Origin of the sequence: Streptomyces sp. NPDC097619 (assembly GCF_040302735.1) — a bacterium.
Taxonomy (GTDB): Bacteria; Actinomycetota; Actinomycetes; order Streptomycetales; family Streptomycetaceae; genus Streptomyces.
Window position 1 is genome coordinate 21,398 of sequence record NZ_JBEOSD010000073.1, and the last position, 15,524, is coordinate 36,921.

Annotated in this window: 15 protein-coding genes and 1 pseudogene; 8 read left to right on the plus strand and 8 right to left on the minus strand. The window is 74.7% G+C overall.

The window, feature by feature from the left end; genetic code table 11:
* Positions 1–43: 43 nt before the first annotated feature.
* On the minus strand, positions 44–679 hold the full coding sequence (locus ABTZ17_RS20645; protein WP_352197115.1) for a cysteine hydrolase family protein: 636 nt from the start codon (positions 677–679) through the stop codon (positions 44–46).
* 75 nt (positions 680–754) lie between these two features.
* Between ABTZ17_RS20645 and ABTZ17_RS20650 the strand changes: the two genes are divergently transcribed.
* On the plus strand, positions 755–1,213 hold the full coding sequence (locus ABTZ17_RS20650) for a pyridoxamine 5'-phosphate oxidase family protein (RefSeq protein WP_352197116.1): 459 nt from the start codon (positions 755–757) through the stop codon (positions 1,211–1,213).
* 71 nt (positions 1,214–1,284) lie between these two features.
* Here the strand turns inward: ABTZ17_RS20650 and ABTZ17_RS20655 are convergent, their stop codons facing one another.
* A complete protein-coding gene (locus ABTZ17_RS20655; protein ID WP_352197117.1) occupies positions 1,285–2,193 on the minus strand; it encodes a LysR family transcriptional regulator in 909 nt (302 codons plus the stop codon).
* Between the two features lie 73 nt (positions 2,194–2,266).
* Between ABTZ17_RS20655 and ABTZ17_RS20660 the strand changes: the two genes are divergently transcribed.
* Entirely contained in the window at positions 2,267–3,271 is a 1,005-nt protein-coding gene (locus ABTZ17_RS20660) for a DMT family transporter (protein WP_352197118.1), read from the plus strand.
* 102 nt (positions 3,272–3,373) lie between these two features.
* Here ABTZ17_RS20660 and ABTZ17_RS20665 read toward each other — a convergent pair whose 3' ends face one another.
* Complete coding sequence (locus ABTZ17_RS20665; RefSeq protein ID WP_352197119.1) at positions 3,374–4,705, minus strand: aminotransferase class I/II-fold pyridoxal phosphate-dependent enzyme; 1,332 nt, start codon at positions 4,703–4,705, stop codon at positions 3,374–3,376.
* Positions 4,706–4,728: 23 nt separating this feature from the next.
* Here ABTZ17_RS20665 and ABTZ17_RS20670 point away from each other — a divergent pair, with 23 nt between their 5' ends.
* A complete protein-coding gene (locus ABTZ17_RS20670; protein ID WP_352197120.1) occupies positions 4,729–5,409 on the plus strand; it encodes a pyridoxamine 5'-phosphate oxidase family protein in 681 nt (226 codons plus the stop codon).
* Positions 5,410–5,479: 70 nt separating this feature from the next.
* On the opposite strand, the gene ABTZ17_RS20675 is transcribed toward ABTZ17_RS20670, so the two are convergent.
* Entirely contained in the window at positions 5,480–6,523 is a 1,044-nt protein-coding gene (locus ABTZ17_RS20675; RefSeq protein WP_352197128.1) for an EamA family transporter, read from the minus strand.
* A 234-nt stretch (positions 6,524–6,757) separates the two neighbouring features.
* Positions 6,758–7,795, minus strand: coding sequence for an EamA family transporter (locus ABTZ17_RS20680; protein WP_352197121.1), 1,038 nt, complete (start codon positions 7,793–7,795; stop codon positions 6,758–6,760).
* Positions 7,796–7,954: 159 nt separating this feature from the next.
* On the opposite strand from ABTZ17_RS20680, the gene ABTZ17_RS20685 reads away from it, so the two are divergent.
* Together ABTZ17_RS20685 and ABTZ17_RS20690 are read left to right on the plus strand one after the other, a co-directional pair.
* Positions 7,955–8,383 carry a type II toxin-antitoxin system Rv0910 family toxin gene (locus tag ABTZ17_RS20685; protein ID WP_352197122.1) on the plus strand — a complete coding sequence of 143 codons (429 nt, stop codon included), beginning with the start codon at positions 7,955–7,957 and terminating at the stop codon, positions 8,381–8,383.
* A gap of 259 nt (positions 8,384–8,642) precedes the next feature.
* Positions 8,643–9,464, plus strand: a complete 822-nt coding sequence (locus ABTZ17_RS20690; protein WP_352197123.1) for a PhzF family phenazine biosynthesis protein — start codon at positions 8,643–8,645, stop codon at positions 9,462–9,464.
* Positions 9,465–9,539: 75 nt separating this feature from the next.
* Here ABTZ17_RS20690 and ABTZ17_RS20695 read toward each other — a convergent pair whose 3' ends face one another.
* Entirely contained in the window at positions 9,540–10,352 is an 813-nt protein-coding gene (locus ABTZ17_RS20695) for a CPBP family intramembrane glutamic endopeptidase (protein WP_502994764.1), read from the minus strand.
* A 158-nt stretch (positions 10,353–10,510) separates the two neighbouring features.
* On the opposite strand from ABTZ17_RS20695, the gene ABTZ17_RS20700 reads away from it, so the two are divergent.
* Positions 10,511–12,283, plus strand: coding sequence for a substrate-binding domain-containing protein (locus ABTZ17_RS20700; RefSeq protein WP_352197124.1), 1,773 nt, complete (start codon positions 10,511–10,513; stop codon positions 12,281–12,283).
* Here the strand turns inward: ABTZ17_RS20700 and ABTZ17_RS20705 are convergent.
* Positions 12,261–13,802: a glutamate-cysteine ligase family protein gene (locus ABTZ17_RS20705; protein WP_352197125.1), complete on the minus strand. Its 1,542-nt coding sequence runs from the start codon at positions 13,800–13,802 to the stop codon at positions 12,261–12,263. The two genes, ABTZ17_RS20700 and ABTZ17_RS20705, sit on opposite strands and share 23 nt — an antisense overlap.
* Positions 13,803–14,302: 500 nt before the next feature.
* Between ABTZ17_RS20705 and ABTZ17_RS20710 the strand changes: the two genes are divergently transcribed.
* Positions 14,303–14,887 carry a hypothetical protein gene (locus ABTZ17_RS20710; RefSeq protein WP_352197126.1) on the plus strand — a complete coding sequence of 195 codons (585 nt, stop codon included), beginning with the start codon at positions 14,303–14,305 and terminating at the stop codon, positions 14,885–14,887.
* A 294-nt stretch (positions 14,888–15,181) separates the two neighbouring features.
* A complete protein-coding gene (locus ABTZ17_RS20715) occupies positions 15,182–15,388 on the plus strand; it encodes a DUF5999 family protein (RefSeq protein ID WP_352197127.1) in 207 nt (68 codons plus the stop codon).
* 32 nt (positions 15,389–15,420) lie between these two features.
* On the opposite strand, the pseudogene ABTZ17_RS20720 reads toward ABTZ17_RS20715, so the two are convergent.
* A pseudogene (locus tag ABTZ17_RS20720) lies at positions 15,421–15,524 on the minus strand (type I pantothenate kinase); the annotation flags it as partial.

A 15,524-nucleotide genomic window follows, 5' to 3' on the forward strand; every position in this document is an offset into this window, starting at 1 on the left:
ACACGGCCCACGGACCGCTCCCGGGACCGGTGGCGGTCCCGACCTACCGGCCCGCCCCGGTCCAGCGGTCCAGGAGCGCCGCGGTGTCGGTCAGGGCGGCCACCAGGGACAGCGAGTGCTTGAGCACCTCGGCGGTGTACGCGGCGGGCACCCCGGCCACGGCGTCGGTGGGGACCACCACCGCGTAGCCGTGGTTGACGGCGTCGAAGACGGTGTTGGGCACGGCGATGTTGGAGGAGACCCCGGTGACCACGAGGGTCCGGCAGCCGAGGTTGCGCAGCAGCGGGTCCAGGTCGGTCCCGGCCATCGGCGAGAGGCCGTGCAGGCGCCGGACGACCAGGTCCTCGGGGGCCGCGGTCAGGGGCGCGGCGAGCTCCACGGCCTCGCTGCCGGTCAGCTGCCGGACGGGCAGTCGTCCGGCGGCGCGGAAGAGCCGGGCGTTGGTGTTCGCCCCGCGGCCGTCGGGGCGGCGCTCGGCGACGGCGTGCACCACCTGGATGCCGGCGGCGCGGGCCGCGACCGCGAGCGCCGCGATCCGCTCCAGGGTTCCGGAATCCCTCACGGACGCGGCCAGTTCGGGCAGGGCACTGCGCTCGCCCACGACGCCGTTCTGACATTCGACGGTGAGGAGCACGGTGCCGGCGGTCTCGGCGGTGCCGTCGGTGGCGGTTCCGGGCATGACTCCCCCTGGCGTTCGGGCGGCGGAACGACCATGCTTCCTGACACACCGTCAGATGTGAAGGGGTGCGGATCCATGGACCAGAAGCAGCGGCGCGGCCGGCGGATCATGATGACCGGCGAGGAGGTGGACGCCTTCCTCGGCACCGAGCGGACCTGCCGGGTGGCCACGGTCTCGCCGGACGGCAGGCCGCACGTGGGCGCCCTGTGGTTCGTCTGGGACGGGGCCTCCCTGTGGCTGTACTCGATCGTGCGCAGCCGCCGGTGGGCCGACCTCCGCAAGGACCCCCGGATCTCGGTGCTGGTGGACGCGGGCGAGTCCTACGACGAACTGCGCGGGGTGGAGCTGACGGGCACGGCCGAGTTCGTGGGCGAGGCCCCGAGGATCGGCGAGCCCTGCCCCGAACTGACCGTGCCGGAGCGGCTGTTCCCGGTGAAGAACTTCGGCATCGAGGAGATGCCGCACGACGGTCGGCACGCCTGGATCCGCCTCACCCCGGACTCGGTGGTCTCCTGGGACTTCCGCAAGCGGTGACGGACGGGCCGGTCGGCTGCGCCCGGCCCGCGGCCCGGGCGCCCCCGCGATCCGCGCCCGGGCCGCGCCGGTCAACAGCCCGGGTGGGCCGCGCCCGCCGCTTGGAGGGCGCTCACGACGGCCCGGACCGAGGGCCGCCGGCCCGCGTCGGAGCGCCACACCGCGAAGATGTGCCGCCGCACCGGGTCCCGTACGGGCAGCAGCCGGACCCCGTCCGGGACCGGGCCGCGCCCGAGCCGGGGCGCCACGCACACGCCGAGCCCGGCCGCGACGAAGGCGAGCTGGGTGTGGTGCTCCTCCGCGACGTGCTCGATCCGCGGCTCGACGCCCGCCCCGCGCAGCGTGAACACCAACCATTCGTGGCAGAACTGGCCCTCCTGCCAGGAGATCCACTCGTCCGCCCCGAACTCGTCGAGGGAGACCTCGGCGCGCCCGGCGAGGGGGTGGCCCACCGGGACCGCGAGGTCGGCGGCGTCGTCGAGGAGGTGGGCGCGCTCCAGCTCCTCCGGGACCCGCATCCGCTTGTTGTGCCAGTCGATGCCCACCGCCACGTCGAGGTCCCCGCGCACCACCGCCGCCAGGCTCTCCTCGGGCTCGCACTCGCGGGTGCGCACGCGCAGTTCGGGGTGGTCCGCGCGGAGGGAGACGAGGGCGGCCGGGAGGAGTCCGCGCAGGGCGGTGGGGAAGGCCGCCAGGCGCAGCTCCCCCACGGCGTGGCCGCGCTGGGCCTCCACGTCGGCCTGGGCCAGCTCCACCTGGGAGATGATCCGGGCGGCGTGGTCCGCGAGGAGCCGTCCGGCGTCGGTGAGGCGGACCCCGCGCCCGTTGCGGGCCACGAGCGGCTGCCCGATCTCCCGCTCCAGTTTGGCCATCTGCTGGGAGACGGCCGAGGTGGTCACGTGCAGGCCCTCGGCGGCACCGCTCACGGAGCCGTGCCGGGCGAGGGCGTCCAGGGTCCGCAGGCGCTCCAGGTTCAACATGTAAGCAACACTACGCTTTCTGCTTCAGAATTTCTCGCTTGTGCTAAGAGGTTGACCGAAGCAAGGTGGTCGCATGAGCGCACCCGCAGCCCCGTTCCGCCGGTCCGACACCGGCATCGGTTCCACCGCCCCCTCCGCCACCGCCTCCGTCACGTCTCCCGCCGTCCCCGCGGGGACACCCGGCCGTCGCCGACCCGCCCTGGACTGGCGGGTGCGGTTCGCGGTGCTCTCGGTGGTCTGGGGCTTCAGCTTCCTGCTGATCAAGGTGGGCACGGAGGCGTACGCCCCGCTCCAGGTGGCGCTGGGCCGGGTGTTCTCGGGGGCGGTCGTGCTGGGCGCGGTGTTGTTGCTGCGCCGGGAGCCGCTGCCGCGCGGCCGGCGGACCTGGGCGCACCTGGCGGTGGCGGCGCTGCTGTTGAACGCCGTGCCGTTCTCGTTGTTCGCGTACGCGGAGCTCACCCTGCCGTCGAGCCTGGCGGGCATCTGCAACGCGACCTCTCCGCTGTGGGGCATGGCCCTCTCCCTGGTGGCGCTCTCCGAGGACCGTCCCACCCGCCGCCGGTTCGCCGGTCTCGGCTTGGGCTTCCTCGGGGTGTTGACGGTGCTGGGGGCCTGGCAGGGCTTCTCGGGCCTGGACGCGCGGGGCACGGCCCTCGCCCTGCTGGCCTCCTTCTGCTACCCGGTCGGCTGGATCTACGTCCGGCGGACCCTGGCGGGCAGTCCGAGTTCTCCGGTGGCGCTCACCGGGGCGCAGTTGGGCCTGGCCACTCTCGAACTGGCCGTGGTGGTGCCGTTCTTCACGGCCGCTCCGGGCGGGTTCCCGCTGTGGCCGACCCTCGCGGTGGTGGCCCTGGGGGCGCTCGGCACGGGTCTGGCGCTCCAGATGCAGTACGGACTGGTCGTCGAGGTGGGTCCGACGATCGCGCAGACGGTCACGTACTTCATCCCGGTGGTGGCGACGGCGGCGGGCGTGCTGGTGCTGGGCGAGTCCGTGCACTGGAACGCCCCGGTGGGCGCCCTGATCGTGTTGGCGGGCGCGGCCCTGACGCAGAGTCGGCCCCGGCCCGTCAGGGCCTGACCGGACCCCGCGCCGGGCCCGCCACGGGGGTGCGGGCCCACGGCCGGCGGGTGGGTTCCCGCGCGCGGGGTCCGACGCGGGTGAGCGGGTTCGCCCGCCGGTTCAGTCGAAGCGGGCGCCGGGGCCCGGGCGGACCGCGGCGGCCACGGCCGCCGCGAGCGGTTCGATGTCCGCGTCGGTGAGCGTGGAGACGGTGACGCGCACCCCGGGCCCGGAGGCCACCCGGAACCGGGCCCCGGGGTCCACCGCCCAACCGGCCTGGAGCAGCCGGGCGGTCACCCCGGTCTCGTCGGTGACGGGGATCCACACGTTCATGCCGGTCCGGCCGTGCGCGGGGACGCCGTGCCGGGCGAGGGCCGCGGCGAGGGCGTTCCGCCGGCGCCCGTAGGAGGCCGCCACGGCGGGCACGTCCACCGCGCCCGTCGACCACAGGTGGACCACCGCGTACTGGAGCAGTCGGCTGACCCAGCCCGGTCCGAGCCGGTACCGGCCGCGGATCCGGTCCAGCGTGACGGCGTCCCCGGTGAACACGGCCAGCCGCAGGTCGGGCCCGTACGCCTTGGCGGTGGAACGGACCATCAGCCAGTGGCCGGTGGCCCCGGCCAGCGGGTGCAGGGGCACGTCCACGTTGGCGTAGCCGTGGTCGTCCTCGATGACGAGCACCCCGGGGTGGTCGGTGAGCACGGCCCGCAGGGCGGCGGCCCGCTCGGCGGTCAGGGCCGCGCCGGTCGGGTTCTGGGCCCGGTCGGTGACCACGAGGGCGCGGGCACCCCGGTCCAGGGCGCGGGCCACCTCGGCCGGGCGCGGGCCCGCGTCGTCCACGGCCACCGGCAGCAGGCGCAGGCCCATCGCGGGCACCAGGTCGAGGAGGCTGCTCCAGCCGGGGTCCTCCACCGCCACGGCGTCCCCGGGCTTCAGGTGCGCGCCCAGGGCCCGTTCGATGACGTCCAGGGAGCCGGAGGCCAGGGCCACCGGACCCGCCGGGACCCCGTCGGCGACGAACCCCGCCCGCGCCCGCTCCTCCAGCTCCGGGAGCACGCTCTCGTACCCGTACAGGCCCGGCCGGGCGGCGTTGCGGCGGGCGGCCTCGGCCAGGGCCCCGTCCAGCGGGGGCAGCAGCGCGAGGTCGGGGTTGCCGCCGGAGACGTCGCGCACGCCGGGCCCGGCGGCCAACCGGACCGCGTCCCGGGGGGTGGTCGCGGGGCGGGCCCGGATCCGACTGCCGCGGCGGCCGTCGGTCTCGATGACCCCGCGGTCGCGCAGGATCCGGTAGGCGGCGGCGACGGTGTTCGGATTCACCCCGAGGTCGACGGCCAGCTCCCGCATCGGGGGCAACCGGCGACCGGGCGCCAGCTCGCCCGAGCCGACCCCCTGTTCGATCCCCTCGGCAATCTCCGATGCGCCACGACCCGTGAACCTGTACTCTCCTAGCACAAACCACATTATGCACTAGTGCAATGGAGTACGCAATGTCCGCCACCGCCTCCTACGAGCCGACCGAGCGCACCGTCCCCACCCGCTCGCGGGACCGCGCCTCCTACGACCGCGCGACCGTGCACGCCATCCTCGACGAGGGCTACGTGTGCCACCTGGGCTTCGTCCGCGACGGAGCGCCGGTGGTCCTGCCGACCCTCTACGGGCGGGTCGGCGACACCCTCTACCTCCACGGCTCCACCGGTTCCCGCCCGCTGCGCATGGCGGGCGGCGCGGAGGAACCGGGCCTGCCGGTCTGCGTGACGGTCACGCACGTGGACGGGCTGGTGCTGGCCCGGTCGGCCTTCCACCACTCGATGAACTACCGCTCGGTGGTGGTGCACGGCACCGCCCGCCAGGTGACCGACGAGACCGAGCGCCGGACCGCCCTCGACGCCCTGGTCGACCACGTGGTGCCCGGCCGCTCGGCGGACTCCCGACCGGCCGACGCCAAGGAGCTGGCCGCCACCGCCGTGATCAAGCTGGACCTCGCCGAGGTGTCCGCCAAGGCCCGTACCGGCGGTCCCAACGACGACGCGGCCGACCTGGAGCTGCCGTACTGGGCCGGTGTGGTGCCGGTCCGGCGCACCTACGGCGGCGTGGTCCCCTCGGCGGACCTCGCCCCGGGCATCGAACCCCCGGCCTACCTCGGCGCCCTGCGCTGACGTCTCCGGCGGACCGCGTACGGGGGTCGCGGTCCGCCGGTTCCGCCGGCTTCGTCCGGGGTCGGCGCGCTCAGGCCGTCGGCGCCGCTCCGACGGCCCGCGCCCGGCCGGACCCGGACCCGTTCTCCTTCCCGGACCCGGACCCGGTCGCCCGGGACTGCCGGGCCTCGGCCACGGTCAGCGCGCCCACGGCGGCGAGCAGCAGCAGCGTGCCGCCCACCGTGGCGGCCGTCAGGAGCTCGCCGAGGAACAGCACGGCGATCAGGGCCGCGCTCACCGGCTCGATCAGCATGATCACGGAGACCGTGGCGGCCCGGACCCGGGCGGCCCCGGTGAAGTACAGGGCGTAGGCCAGCGCGGTCGGCACCGCGGCCACGTACGCCAGGAGCAGCAGCACGGTCACCGGCCGGTCGAGCCGCGGCAGCAGCCCCTCGACCAGCCCCAGGGGCAGCAGCGACACCGTGCCCACGGCCAGCGACCAGGCGGTGGTGACCAGCGGGTCCCCGGCCCGGCCGCGACGCCCCAGCGCCCGGGTCCGCAGGGTCATGCCCGCGTACCCGGCGGCGGAGAGCAGGGCGTACCCGACGCCGAGCGGACGCACCTCGGTGCCGCCTCCGCCCAGGACGAGGACGGCGAGTCCGGCGAGGGCCCCGGTCACGGCGAGACCACCGCCGAGCCCGAGCCGCTCCCCCATGCCCAGGCGGGCGCCGAGGGCGATGAGCACCGGCCCGGCGCCGAGGCAGACCACCGTGCCCACGGCGAGCCCGGTCTCCTGCACGGCAGCGAAGTAGGCGGCCTGGAAGAGGGTGAAGAGGAGCCCGGTGCCGATGAGCTCCCCGCGGCCGTGCCCGGCCGGTCGGGCGGCGCCCGCGCCCGCCCCGGCGGCGCGACGGCGCCGGGCGCGCAGCGCCAGGACGCCCAGGAGCAGGAGCAGCCCACCGGCACAGCGCCAGAAGGTCAGGGCCAGGGGGCCGAGCCCGGCCACCCCGAAGAGCAGGGTGGCGGCGGCCCCGGCGGTGCCCCAGGCCACCCCCGCCACGACGAGGGCGAGCAGGCTGCGACGGGCGGAAGCGCCGTCGGCGGGGACGGGACCGCTCGGTACCGGTGCGGGCACCGGTGCGGCGGCGACGGGGGAAACGGCGGGCGGGAAGGACTGCGACTGCGACACGTGTGCTCTCCGGAAGGTCCGCAAAACGAGAAGGCGGGGACACCCGGTCCCCGGGGGATTCCGTCCGCGGGCAGCACGACCACGCCCCGGTCACACCGGGGCGTCGGCTCGGGCCTGGGGTCCGGCCGCCCGCGTCAGCGGACGGGCGGCGGCAGCACGGTCGAAGGCATGATCGTCACCTTAGGGGGCGGTGGGCTCGCGGTCCAGGGCGGACCGATCGGGAACGGCGTCGGCGGCGAGGGCGTCCGCCGACCCGGTCTCGACCGGCACCGGGGGCACCGGACCGCCGGAGGCCACCGGTTCGGTGGCGCCACCGGGGCGCGCGGTCTGTGCGATGAAGGCGCCGAGCAGCACGAGCGCCCCGCCCGCGATCTGCCAGGCGGCCAGGGTCTCGCCGAGCAGCACCCAGGCGAAGACGACAGCGGTGATCGCCTCCAGGAAGGCCACCACCCCGGCCACCTGCGGAGAGAGCATCCGCACGGAGACCACGCCGGTGACGTACGCGAACACGGTCGCGATCAGGATCACCCAGCCCAGCAGCAGCCAGGCGGGCACGTCGGTGCCGTTCATGGACGCCTGCCCGGACAGGACCTGCCAGTCGGCGTTCCACGGGCGGGCCACGAGGGTGAGCACCAGGGCGCCGATCAGCATGCCGTAGGCGATGACGCCCAGCGGGTCGGGGGCGTCGCCCTCGGCGTCGCTGCCCTGGTCGGCGAGGACGAAGTACGCGGCCTGGCAGCAGGCGGCGGCGAGGCCGAGCAGCACGCCGAGCGGGTCGAGGCTCAGGCCGGACCAGATCTGCACCACGCAGGCCAGTCCGGCCACGGCCACGGCGGCACCGCCCGCGGCGGCCCGGCTGACCGGCTTGCGCTGGACGAAACGGATGTAGCCGAGGAGCAGCGCCGGGCCCAGGTACTCCAGGAGCAGGGCCACGCCCACGGGGATGCGGGACAGGGAGGCGAAGTAGAAGGCCTGCACCCCGGCGACGGCGATCAGGCCGAAGCCCGCGAGCAGCGCCGGACGGCGGACCAACAGGTCGCGGTGGCGCCAGGCCAACGGGGACAGCACGAGGGCGGCCCCGGCCACCCTGAGCCAGACCACGTGAAGGGGGTCGAGCCCCGCCTCGATGAGCGGCTTCGCCGCGACTCCCGAACCACCGAACGCGAGTGCCGAGACCAGGGCGATCCCCAGGCCGGCATTTCTCCCTGACGCTTGCATCCCGTCATCCTGACAGGGCGGGTCAGGAGTGTCACCCCGGTGACACCTGTTGAGACACGGGCGCGACCGGGCCGTGATTTCTGACTGGTCGTCAGTATTGAATGTTGGCCCCCCGGGCACTACGTTCCGCCGCACGAACCGTCGAGAAGGGGTGGTCGCATGGCCGAAGTCACCGCCGAATCACGCATCGAGGCGCCCGCCGCGAAGGTCTGGTCCCAGCTGACCGCCTGGGAGGCGTACGGCGAGTGGAGCCAGACCCACACGAACTTCCCGCAGGGCGGCCCGACGGAACTCGCGGTCGGCGCCACCTTCGCGGAGAACATGAAGATGATGGGCTTCCCCGCCGAGGTCACCTGGACCGTGGAGGACCTGGAGGCCGAGCGGGTCCTGGCCATCCGGGGCAAGGGCCCGATGGGCGTGATCGTGGGCACCCGCTACACCCTGATCCCGGACGGCGCGGCCACCACGGTCCGCATCGACGGCGACTTCACCGGCGCCGCCGTCTCCCTGATGGCCGGCAAACTCAAGGACTCCGCCACCGCGGCCCTCAACGAGTCCCTCCGCAAACTCTCCGCCCTGGTCACCTGACCCCGGGGCCCCAGACGGCCGGCCGAACGGGGGCCAAACTCAGCCCCGCCGGCGTTTGAGGCGCGGGGGTCCGGGGGCGGAGCCCCCGAAACGGGGTCCGGGGCGCAGCCCCGGTATCGGAAAGGGGCGGGGCGGGGAGAAGGCCCCGCGCAGCGGCACCCCCGCCCCGCCCAACCAAGCCCGGCCGCCCCCACCCACCCCCGCCCAACCGGGACCATCGCCCCTGGCGACCACCCCCACACCCCCCTACGGTCGACCCATGCGCATCCGTATCGTCGACGCCTTCACCGACCGCCCCTTCTCCGGCAACCCCGCCGCGGTCCTCCTGCTCGAAGAGCCCCGCTTCCCGGCCGACGCCTGGCTCCAGCAGGTCGCCGCCGAGGTCAACCTCTCCGAGACGGCCTTCGCGCACCCGCTGCCGCCCGGTGGCGAGGCCGACTGGGCGCTGCGTTGGTTCACCCCCGCCGCCGAGGTCGACATGTGCGGGCACGCCACCCTCGCCACCGCGCACGTCCTGGCCGGCGCCGGTCTGGCCGACGGCCCGATCCGGTTCGCGGCCCGCTGCGGGATCCTGCGCGCCGAGAGCCGCCCCGACGGTCGGCTCACCCTCGACTTCCCGACCTCCTCCCTCACCCCCGTCCCCGTGCCCGGGGAGATCGCGGCGGCCCTGGGCGCGGAGATCCGTTCGGTCCACGACACCGCGGACCACATCGGGGACCTGCTGGTGGAGCTCGTCGACGAGGCGGCCGTGCGTGCCCTGCGGCCCGACCTGGCGGCCCTGCGGGCCTACGGCCGGCGCGGGGTCGTGGTCACCGCCGCCGCAGAGGATCCGGCGCGCGGCTACGACTTCGTCTCCCGCGGCTTCTTCCCGGCCGTCGGCGTGGACGAGGACCCGGTCACCGGCAGCGCCCACACCGCCCTGGCCCCGTTCTGGGCGGCCCGGCTCGGACGCACCGAGCTCACCGGCCTCCAGGGCTCCGCGCGGACGGGCCTGGTGCGGGTGACCCTGGCGGGGGCGCGCACCCTGCTCACCGGAGACGCCGTGACCGTCCTCGACGGCGAACTCCTCAGCACCCCCTGAGCGGCGCCCCCTCGGCCGGAAGCAACCCGCCCACGGCCCGTCCGCAGGGCCGTGGGCGGGCGCCCGGCCTCCGGCTCAGCCCTTGTCGGGCACCGGCAGCCAGCCCACGTGCCCGGCGAGCAGCGCGTAGCCCACGAAGGCCACGATGTCGAGCAGCGCGTGGGCCACCACGAGCGGGCCCACCCGCCCCCAGCGCCGGTACAGCAGGACGAAGACCACGCCCATGACCACGTTCCCGATGAAGCCGCCGATGCCCTGGTAGAGGTGGTAGGAGCCGCGCAGCAGCGAGCTCGCCGCGAGCGCGACCATCGGCCCCCAGCCCAGCTGGTCCAGCCTGCGGAGCAGGTATCCGAGGACGATGACCTCCTCCACCACGGAGTTCTGCACCGCGGAGAGGATCAGCACCGGGAACTTCCACCACACCTCCGGCAGGGACTCCGGCACCACCGTCAGGTTGAAGCCCGACGCCCGGGCCACCAGGTAGAAGGCCAGCCCGGCACTGCCGATCCCGGCCGCCACCAGCGCGCCCCGCCCGAGGTCGAATCCGGGCCGGGTGCGGTCGAAGCCCAGCGCGCGCAGCCCCGGCGCCCCCTCCCGGGTCAGCAGGTGCGCCACCAACAGCACCGGTACGAGCGCGCTCGCGATCCCGAAGAGCTGCCAGGCCAGGTCCAGCCAGGGCCGTCCCGGGGCGTACGAGCCGTTGAGCGTGGCCGCCTGGTCCTTGAGCCCGCCGGGCCGGGTCAGCGACCCGATGAAGCTGATCAGTGAGGAGACCCCGCTCGCGCCGAGCGACAGCGCGAGGACGAGGAGGGTCTCCGACCGCAGGATCCGTCGTCCACCCTCCGGTCCGAGCGAAGATCCGACGAGGTCTCCCGGCTGTGTCCGCACGACTGACTCCAGTTCAGCAATCCCGTTCCATCCGTCCCGCCGCCCCGCTAGGGTCTCGCTGCGCATCCGAAGATCGCGCCCGAGCGGCCCCGGGAGGTGACGGACCCCCATACTGCCCGGCCCTCGCCCGTAGCCGTTCACGGAGAGGCACCACCAGCATGGGACGTCACCGCCTGCCCGGGCCCCGGCCCGCTCCCGCCCACGGGCCCGGCGGCCCGGGCGCCACCGCGCCGGCCGGTCGCGGCCGGGCCCTGGCCCTCGCCGCCGCCGTGCTCCTGGTGGTCTCGGCCGTGGCCGTGGCCGCCGGGGACCTGCTGCCCGGACTCCGCGAGGACTGCCCCGGGGGCACCGTCCGGTTGCGCGTCGCCGTCAGCCCCGATCTGGCCCCCGCCGTACGGGAGACCGCCGACCGGGCCCGCGGTCAGGGCATCCGCACCGACGGCTCCTGCCTCGACGTCACCGTCACCGCCCGCGCCCCGCACACCGTCGCCGCGGCCCTCGGCGTCCCGGGCCGCGCCCCCGAGTTCGACGTCTGGATACCGGACTCCGAACTGTGGGTGGAACGCGCCCGCCTGCTGCCCGGCTCCGTCCCCGTCACCGAGAGCGGCCGGGTGGCCTCCTCGCCGGTCGTGCTCGCCGCCGACCGGACCGCCGCCGGGGCCCTCGGCTGGCCCACCCGCACCCACGACTGGGCGGGCATCGCCGCCGCGACCGTGGCCCCCGACCCGCTGCGCGCCGGAGCCGCCGACCCCGTGCACAGCGCCACCGCGCTGCTCGCCCTCGGCCGGATCACCGCCGCCGCGGCCGGCCTGGGGCCGGACGGCGAGGTGGCCGCCGCGGCCGCCGCCAAGGCCCTCTCCCGGCGCACGGCCGGCTCCGACGCCGAGGTGCTGCGCACCCTGGCCCCCGCCGACGGCACCGACCCGCGCCGCAACCAGGCCCTCATCCTGTCCGAGCAGGCCGCCTTCCGGCACAACACAGCCGCCGGGAACGGCCCCGCCCGACTCTCCCTCTTCTACCCCCGGGACGGGGCCCCGCTCCTGGACTACCCGTACGTGCTCGTCGACGAGCGACGCCTCGACCTCGATCACAGCCGGGCCGCCCTGCGCTTCCAGCAACTCCTCGGCGACCCCGACGGGCTGCGCGCCCTGGCCCGGCACGGCTTCCGTGACCGGCGCGGCACCGCGGCCGCCGGAACCGTCGACACCGCGGGCGGCCGCGCCCCGCAGCCCGTCACCGCGCTGGTCGCCGAACCGCCCACCGGCCCCCAGGTCCGCCGGGCCCTCGCCCTGTGGACCATCACCGTGCAGAGCGCCCGCCTGCTCACCGTCGTGGACGCCTCCGGCTCCATGGCCGCCACCGACGCCGCCGGCCGCTCCCGGATGGAACTGACCAGCGCCTCGCTGCTCCAGGGACTGGAGACCTTCACCGCGGAGGACGAGGTCGGCCTCTGGACCTTCGCCACCCGCCTCGACGGCGACCGCGACCACCGCGAACTGGTCCCCGCCCGCCCCCTCGGCGAACAGGACGCCCGGGGCACCGCCCAACGGCAGCTGTTGCGCACCGCGTTCGCGGGACTGGCCCCCGTCCCGGACGGGGCCACCGGCCTCCACGACACCGTCCTCGCGGCCTACCGCGCCGCCCGCGACTCCTACGCCCCGGGCAAGTTCAACGCCGTGGTGGTGCTCACCGACGGGGTCAACGAGGACCCGGGCTCCCCCACCCGGGACCGACTCGTCGCCCTGCTCCGCGAACTCGCCGACCCGCAGCGCCCGCTCCCGCTGATCGCGCTGGCGATCGGCCCCGACGCCGACCTCGCGGAGCTGGGCCCGATCGCCGCCGCCACCGGCGGGGCCGCCTACCGCGTCAGCGACCCCGCCCAGATCCACACCGCGATCCTGCGCGCCATCACGGCCTCCGCCCGCGACTGACCGAAGCAGCGGGCTCCCCGTCCGGCAGCCCCGCGGGCCAGGTGTGCACCGGCTCGCCGCCCCGCATCAGTTCCGCGTAGCGGCGGGTCATCGCGGCCAGCGCCGCGTCCCGCCCCAGCCCGGCCGACCGCGCCCGGTGATAGGTGTCCACCTGCCAGGTGGCCCCGTTCACCCGGCGCCGGCACCGCTCCTCGACGATCCCGAGGTAGAAGTCCCGGTCGGCGGGCTCGATGCCCCAGGCGTCCAGCCCCGCCGCCGCCATCGGCAGCAGCTCGTCCAGGACCAAACGCACCGCGGGCACCGTGGCCAGACCGCCGCCGCGGCCCCGGCGCGGCCACACCAGCCGCGCGTCGATCCCGTACCGGCAGGCCGCGTCGAAGTTCGCCTCGGCCTGCTCGAAGGGCAACCGGCTCCACACCGGACGCGCCTCCTCCGCCAGGGTCCGCACCAGCCCGTAGTAGAAGGCCGCGTTGGCCACCACGTCCACCACCGTCGGACCGGCGGGCAGCACCCGGTTTTCCACCCGCAGGTGCGGCATGCCGTCCGCGACCCCGTACACCGGCCGGTTCCAGCGGTACACCGTGCCGTTGTGCAGCACCAGTTCCTGCAACCGCGGCAGACCGCCCTCGTCCAGGACCCGCAGCGGCTCCTCCTCGTCGCAGATCGGCAGCAGCGCCGGGAAGTAGCGGAGGTTCTCCTCGAACAGCTCGTAGGCGGAGTCCACCCAGCGCTCCCCGAACCAGGTCCGCGGCCGCACGCCCTGCGCCTGGAGTTCCGGCGGCCTGGTGTCGGTGGCCTGCTGGAACAACGGCGGCCGGGACTCCCGCCACAGCTCCCGCCCGAACAGGAAAGGCGAGTTGGCGCCCACCGCGATCTGCACGGCGGTCACCGCCTGCGCCGCGTTCCACACCGCCGCGAACCGGCCCGGGGTCACCTGGAGGTGCAGCTGCACCGAAGTGCACGCCGCCTCCGGCACGATCGAGGTGGTCGTGCAGTGCAGCCGCTCCACCCCGGCGATGTCGAGGGTGAAGTCCTCCCCGCGGGCCGCCACGATCTGGTTGTTCAACAAGCTGTACCGGTCCACGGCGGAGAGGTTGGAGGACACCAGATCGGCCTGCGCGAGCGTCGGCAGGATACCGATCATCACCACTCCGGCATCGATCTCCGCCGCCATCCGGTGCGCATAACCCAAACTGGTCCGCAACTCCTCCGTCAACTGGTCGAATACCCGCCCCGCCAACCGGTGCGGCACGATATTCACCTCGAGGTTGAACATCCCGAGTTCCGTTTGGAAATCCGTGCTCGCGATGCGTTCCAGCACCTGCGCATTCATCATTCTCGGCAGCCCGTCGGAGCCCGCGAGATTCAGCTCGATCTCCAGCCCCATGAAGTTCTTGGGCCGATCGAACCTCTTCTCGGCCAGCAGCCGCCCCAGTCCCTCCAGGCACTCGTGGAGCTTCCGCCGATACCGTTGCCGATCGGACAGGTCGAATTCGCCTGCCACGATCTTCTCCCCCATCGAAGCGTCCCTCCTCGACTGCGCGGCCGCGGGATGCCGGGCCGTCGCTACGGGCCATGATGCCCCGGCCCCGTGATCGATAACGCGCCCGGGACGGGACGGCCGGGGAGCGCACGCCGGTTTGGCCGAAGCGGCGCTTCGGCATATTCGCTCCGCATGGGCCGCTGCGCACATTCCGGCCGATCGTGCACGCTCCGTTAATACCGGAGCTTTCCAGCCGAGCCCCCTTCCGGTAACCTCCGAGGTCAGCGCGGCAATCCCGCGCCCACTCGGCATGCAATCCACCGCAGCGGGACCGGTATGCCCCTTGCCCGAAATCCGCGGGACGGCTAGCCGAAACACTGCGTGAACACATGTCGTATAAACTCCGCAATCGAGGCAGAGAGTCGGCGCGCGGCCATTGCCCCAAAGCCCCCCTCTGACCCCAGAATGCGACAGCGCCGTCAGCACTCCCGGTTTTCCCAGATCCCCCAGGTCTCCCAAGTGAGAGGCGACCCACCATGCCGCTGCATGTCCCCCCGGCCCCCGCGCCCGCCCTGCGCAGTGTTCTCGCGGCACTCGATTCGGCTTCCGCCGTCCACGACGCGCATACGCCCGCCCTGCGCTCCCTGGAGGGTCAGCTCTCCGTCGAACTGCCCCTGCCCGTCCACGTCCTGGAACCCGTGACCTCCGTCGGCCGGCCGCCCCGCACCCGGCTGACCGGCTGGCGGTTCCTCATCCGCAGCGGGGAGCGGTTCGTGGCCGCCGCCGACACCCGGCTGACCGCGGACGGCTGGGCCTTCTCCCACTTCTTCGAGGGGCCGTACGTGGCCGCCACCGAACGCGCCCTGCGCCAGGCCGAGGCCCCCGGCACCCGCTACCAGCCGCGGCTGCTCTCCGTGCCGGAGCTGTACATGCTCACGCTGTGGCTGCACCGCGGGGTCGGGGCCGACCCCGGCTCGGGCCTGCCCGGCGCCGCGGACCTGCTGGTGCCGCTCGCCCCGGCCCCGCCCGGGATCGCCGCGTACCGCCCGCACCCCGTCTCCGAGCTGCTGCCGGTGCTCACCCACCGGCTGGCGCCCGCCGCCCTGGCCACCCCGGCCTGACCCGCTACGCCATCCGGCCTAGCCCGCTCGGACCAGTACCGAACCATCCGAAATGACAGGGGAGTTGGATTGAACCGCCCGCACGGGTGACGCGTCCTCAATCGCAGCGGACAGCTACCGGGAAATCCCTGCGGAACGACCGCCGCGGGGGAACACTGGGGTCTTGCTCCCCCCTCCGGGGGGAGGCGGCCCCAGTGGGGTCCCGTTCCGACCGATCGACGACGACGGGGGGCGGCGATGAACACCGCATCGAGCCGCAGCACGCTCATCACACCGCAGCGAAAGAACGCATCCATGTGCCAGCACCAGCCAGCCTGCCCGTCAGCCGACTCCGCCGACCGGGACGCCGCGCACCCCGTGGCCAACCACCCGGAACAGGGCTGGAGCCTGCTGTGCAACGGCGTCCTCCTCTTCGAGGACACCGGTGAGCTGCTGCCGGACGGCCAGGTCATCGCCCCGCACCGGCCGTTGGTGGCCGCGCAGGTCGTACGGGCCGCCTGAGACGGTCCGTCGGGACGACGGCCGAGGGGCCGGTCCACGGGTGAACTGAAGTCGAAGTAGTCGGCGAGGCCGACCCGGGTGCGGCCGTCCTTGCCGGGCAGGGCGGGCTGGAGGACGTTCAGGCCCTCGACGATCA

Excerpts from the sequence above, each read along its gene's own strand:
- ABTZ17_RS20690 (WP_352197123.1), top strand. The coding sequence starts at position 8,643 with ATGCGCATCCGTATCGTCGACGCCTTCACCGACCGCCCCTTCTCCGGC.
- ABTZ17_RS20655 (WP_352197117.1), bottom strand. The coding sequence starts at position 2,193 with ATGTTGAACCTGGAGCGCCTGCGGACCCTGGACGCCCTCGCCCGGCAC.
- ABTZ17_RS20660 (WP_352197118.1), top strand. The coding sequence starts at position 2,267 with ATGAGCGCACCCGCAGCCCCGTTCCGCCGGTCCGACACCGGCATCGGT.
- ABTZ17_RS20680 (WP_352197121.1), bottom strand. The coding sequence starts at position 7,795 with ATGCAAGCGTCAGGGAGAAATGCCGGCCTGGGGATCGCCCTGGTCTCG.
- ABTZ17_RS20710 (WP_352197126.1), top strand. The coding sequence starts at position 14,303 with ATGCCGCTGCATGTCCCCCCGGCCCCCGCGCCCGCCCTGCGCAGTGTT.
- ABTZ17_RS20650 (WP_352197116.1), top strand. The coding sequence starts at position 755 with ATGGACCAGAAGCAGCGGCGCGGCCGGCGGATCATGATGACCGGCGAG.
- ABTZ17_RS20670 (WP_352197120.1), top strand. The coding sequence starts at position 4,729 with ATGGAGTACGCAATGTCCGCCACCGCCTCCTACGAGCCGACCGAGCGC.
- ABTZ17_RS20700 (WP_352197124.1), top strand. The coding sequence starts at position 10,511 with ATGGGACGTCACCGCCTGCCCGGGCCCCGGCCCGCTCCCGCCCACGGG.
- ABTZ17_RS20705 (WP_352197125.1), bottom strand. The coding sequence starts at position 13,802 with ATGGGGGAGAAGATCGTGGCAGGCGAATTCGACCTGTCCGATCGGCAA.
- ABTZ17_RS20645 (WP_352197115.1), bottom strand. The coding sequence starts at position 679 with ATGCCCGGAACCGCCACCGACGGCACCGCCGAGACCGCCGGCACCGTG.
- ABTZ17_RS20685 (WP_352197122.1), top strand. The coding sequence starts at position 7,955 with ATGGCCGAAGTCACCGCCGAATCACGCATCGAGGCGCCCGCCGCGAAG.
- ABTZ17_RS20715 (WP_352197127.1), top strand. The coding sequence starts at position 15,182 with ATGTGCCAGCACCAGCCAGCCTGCCCGTCAGCCGACTCCGCCGACCGG.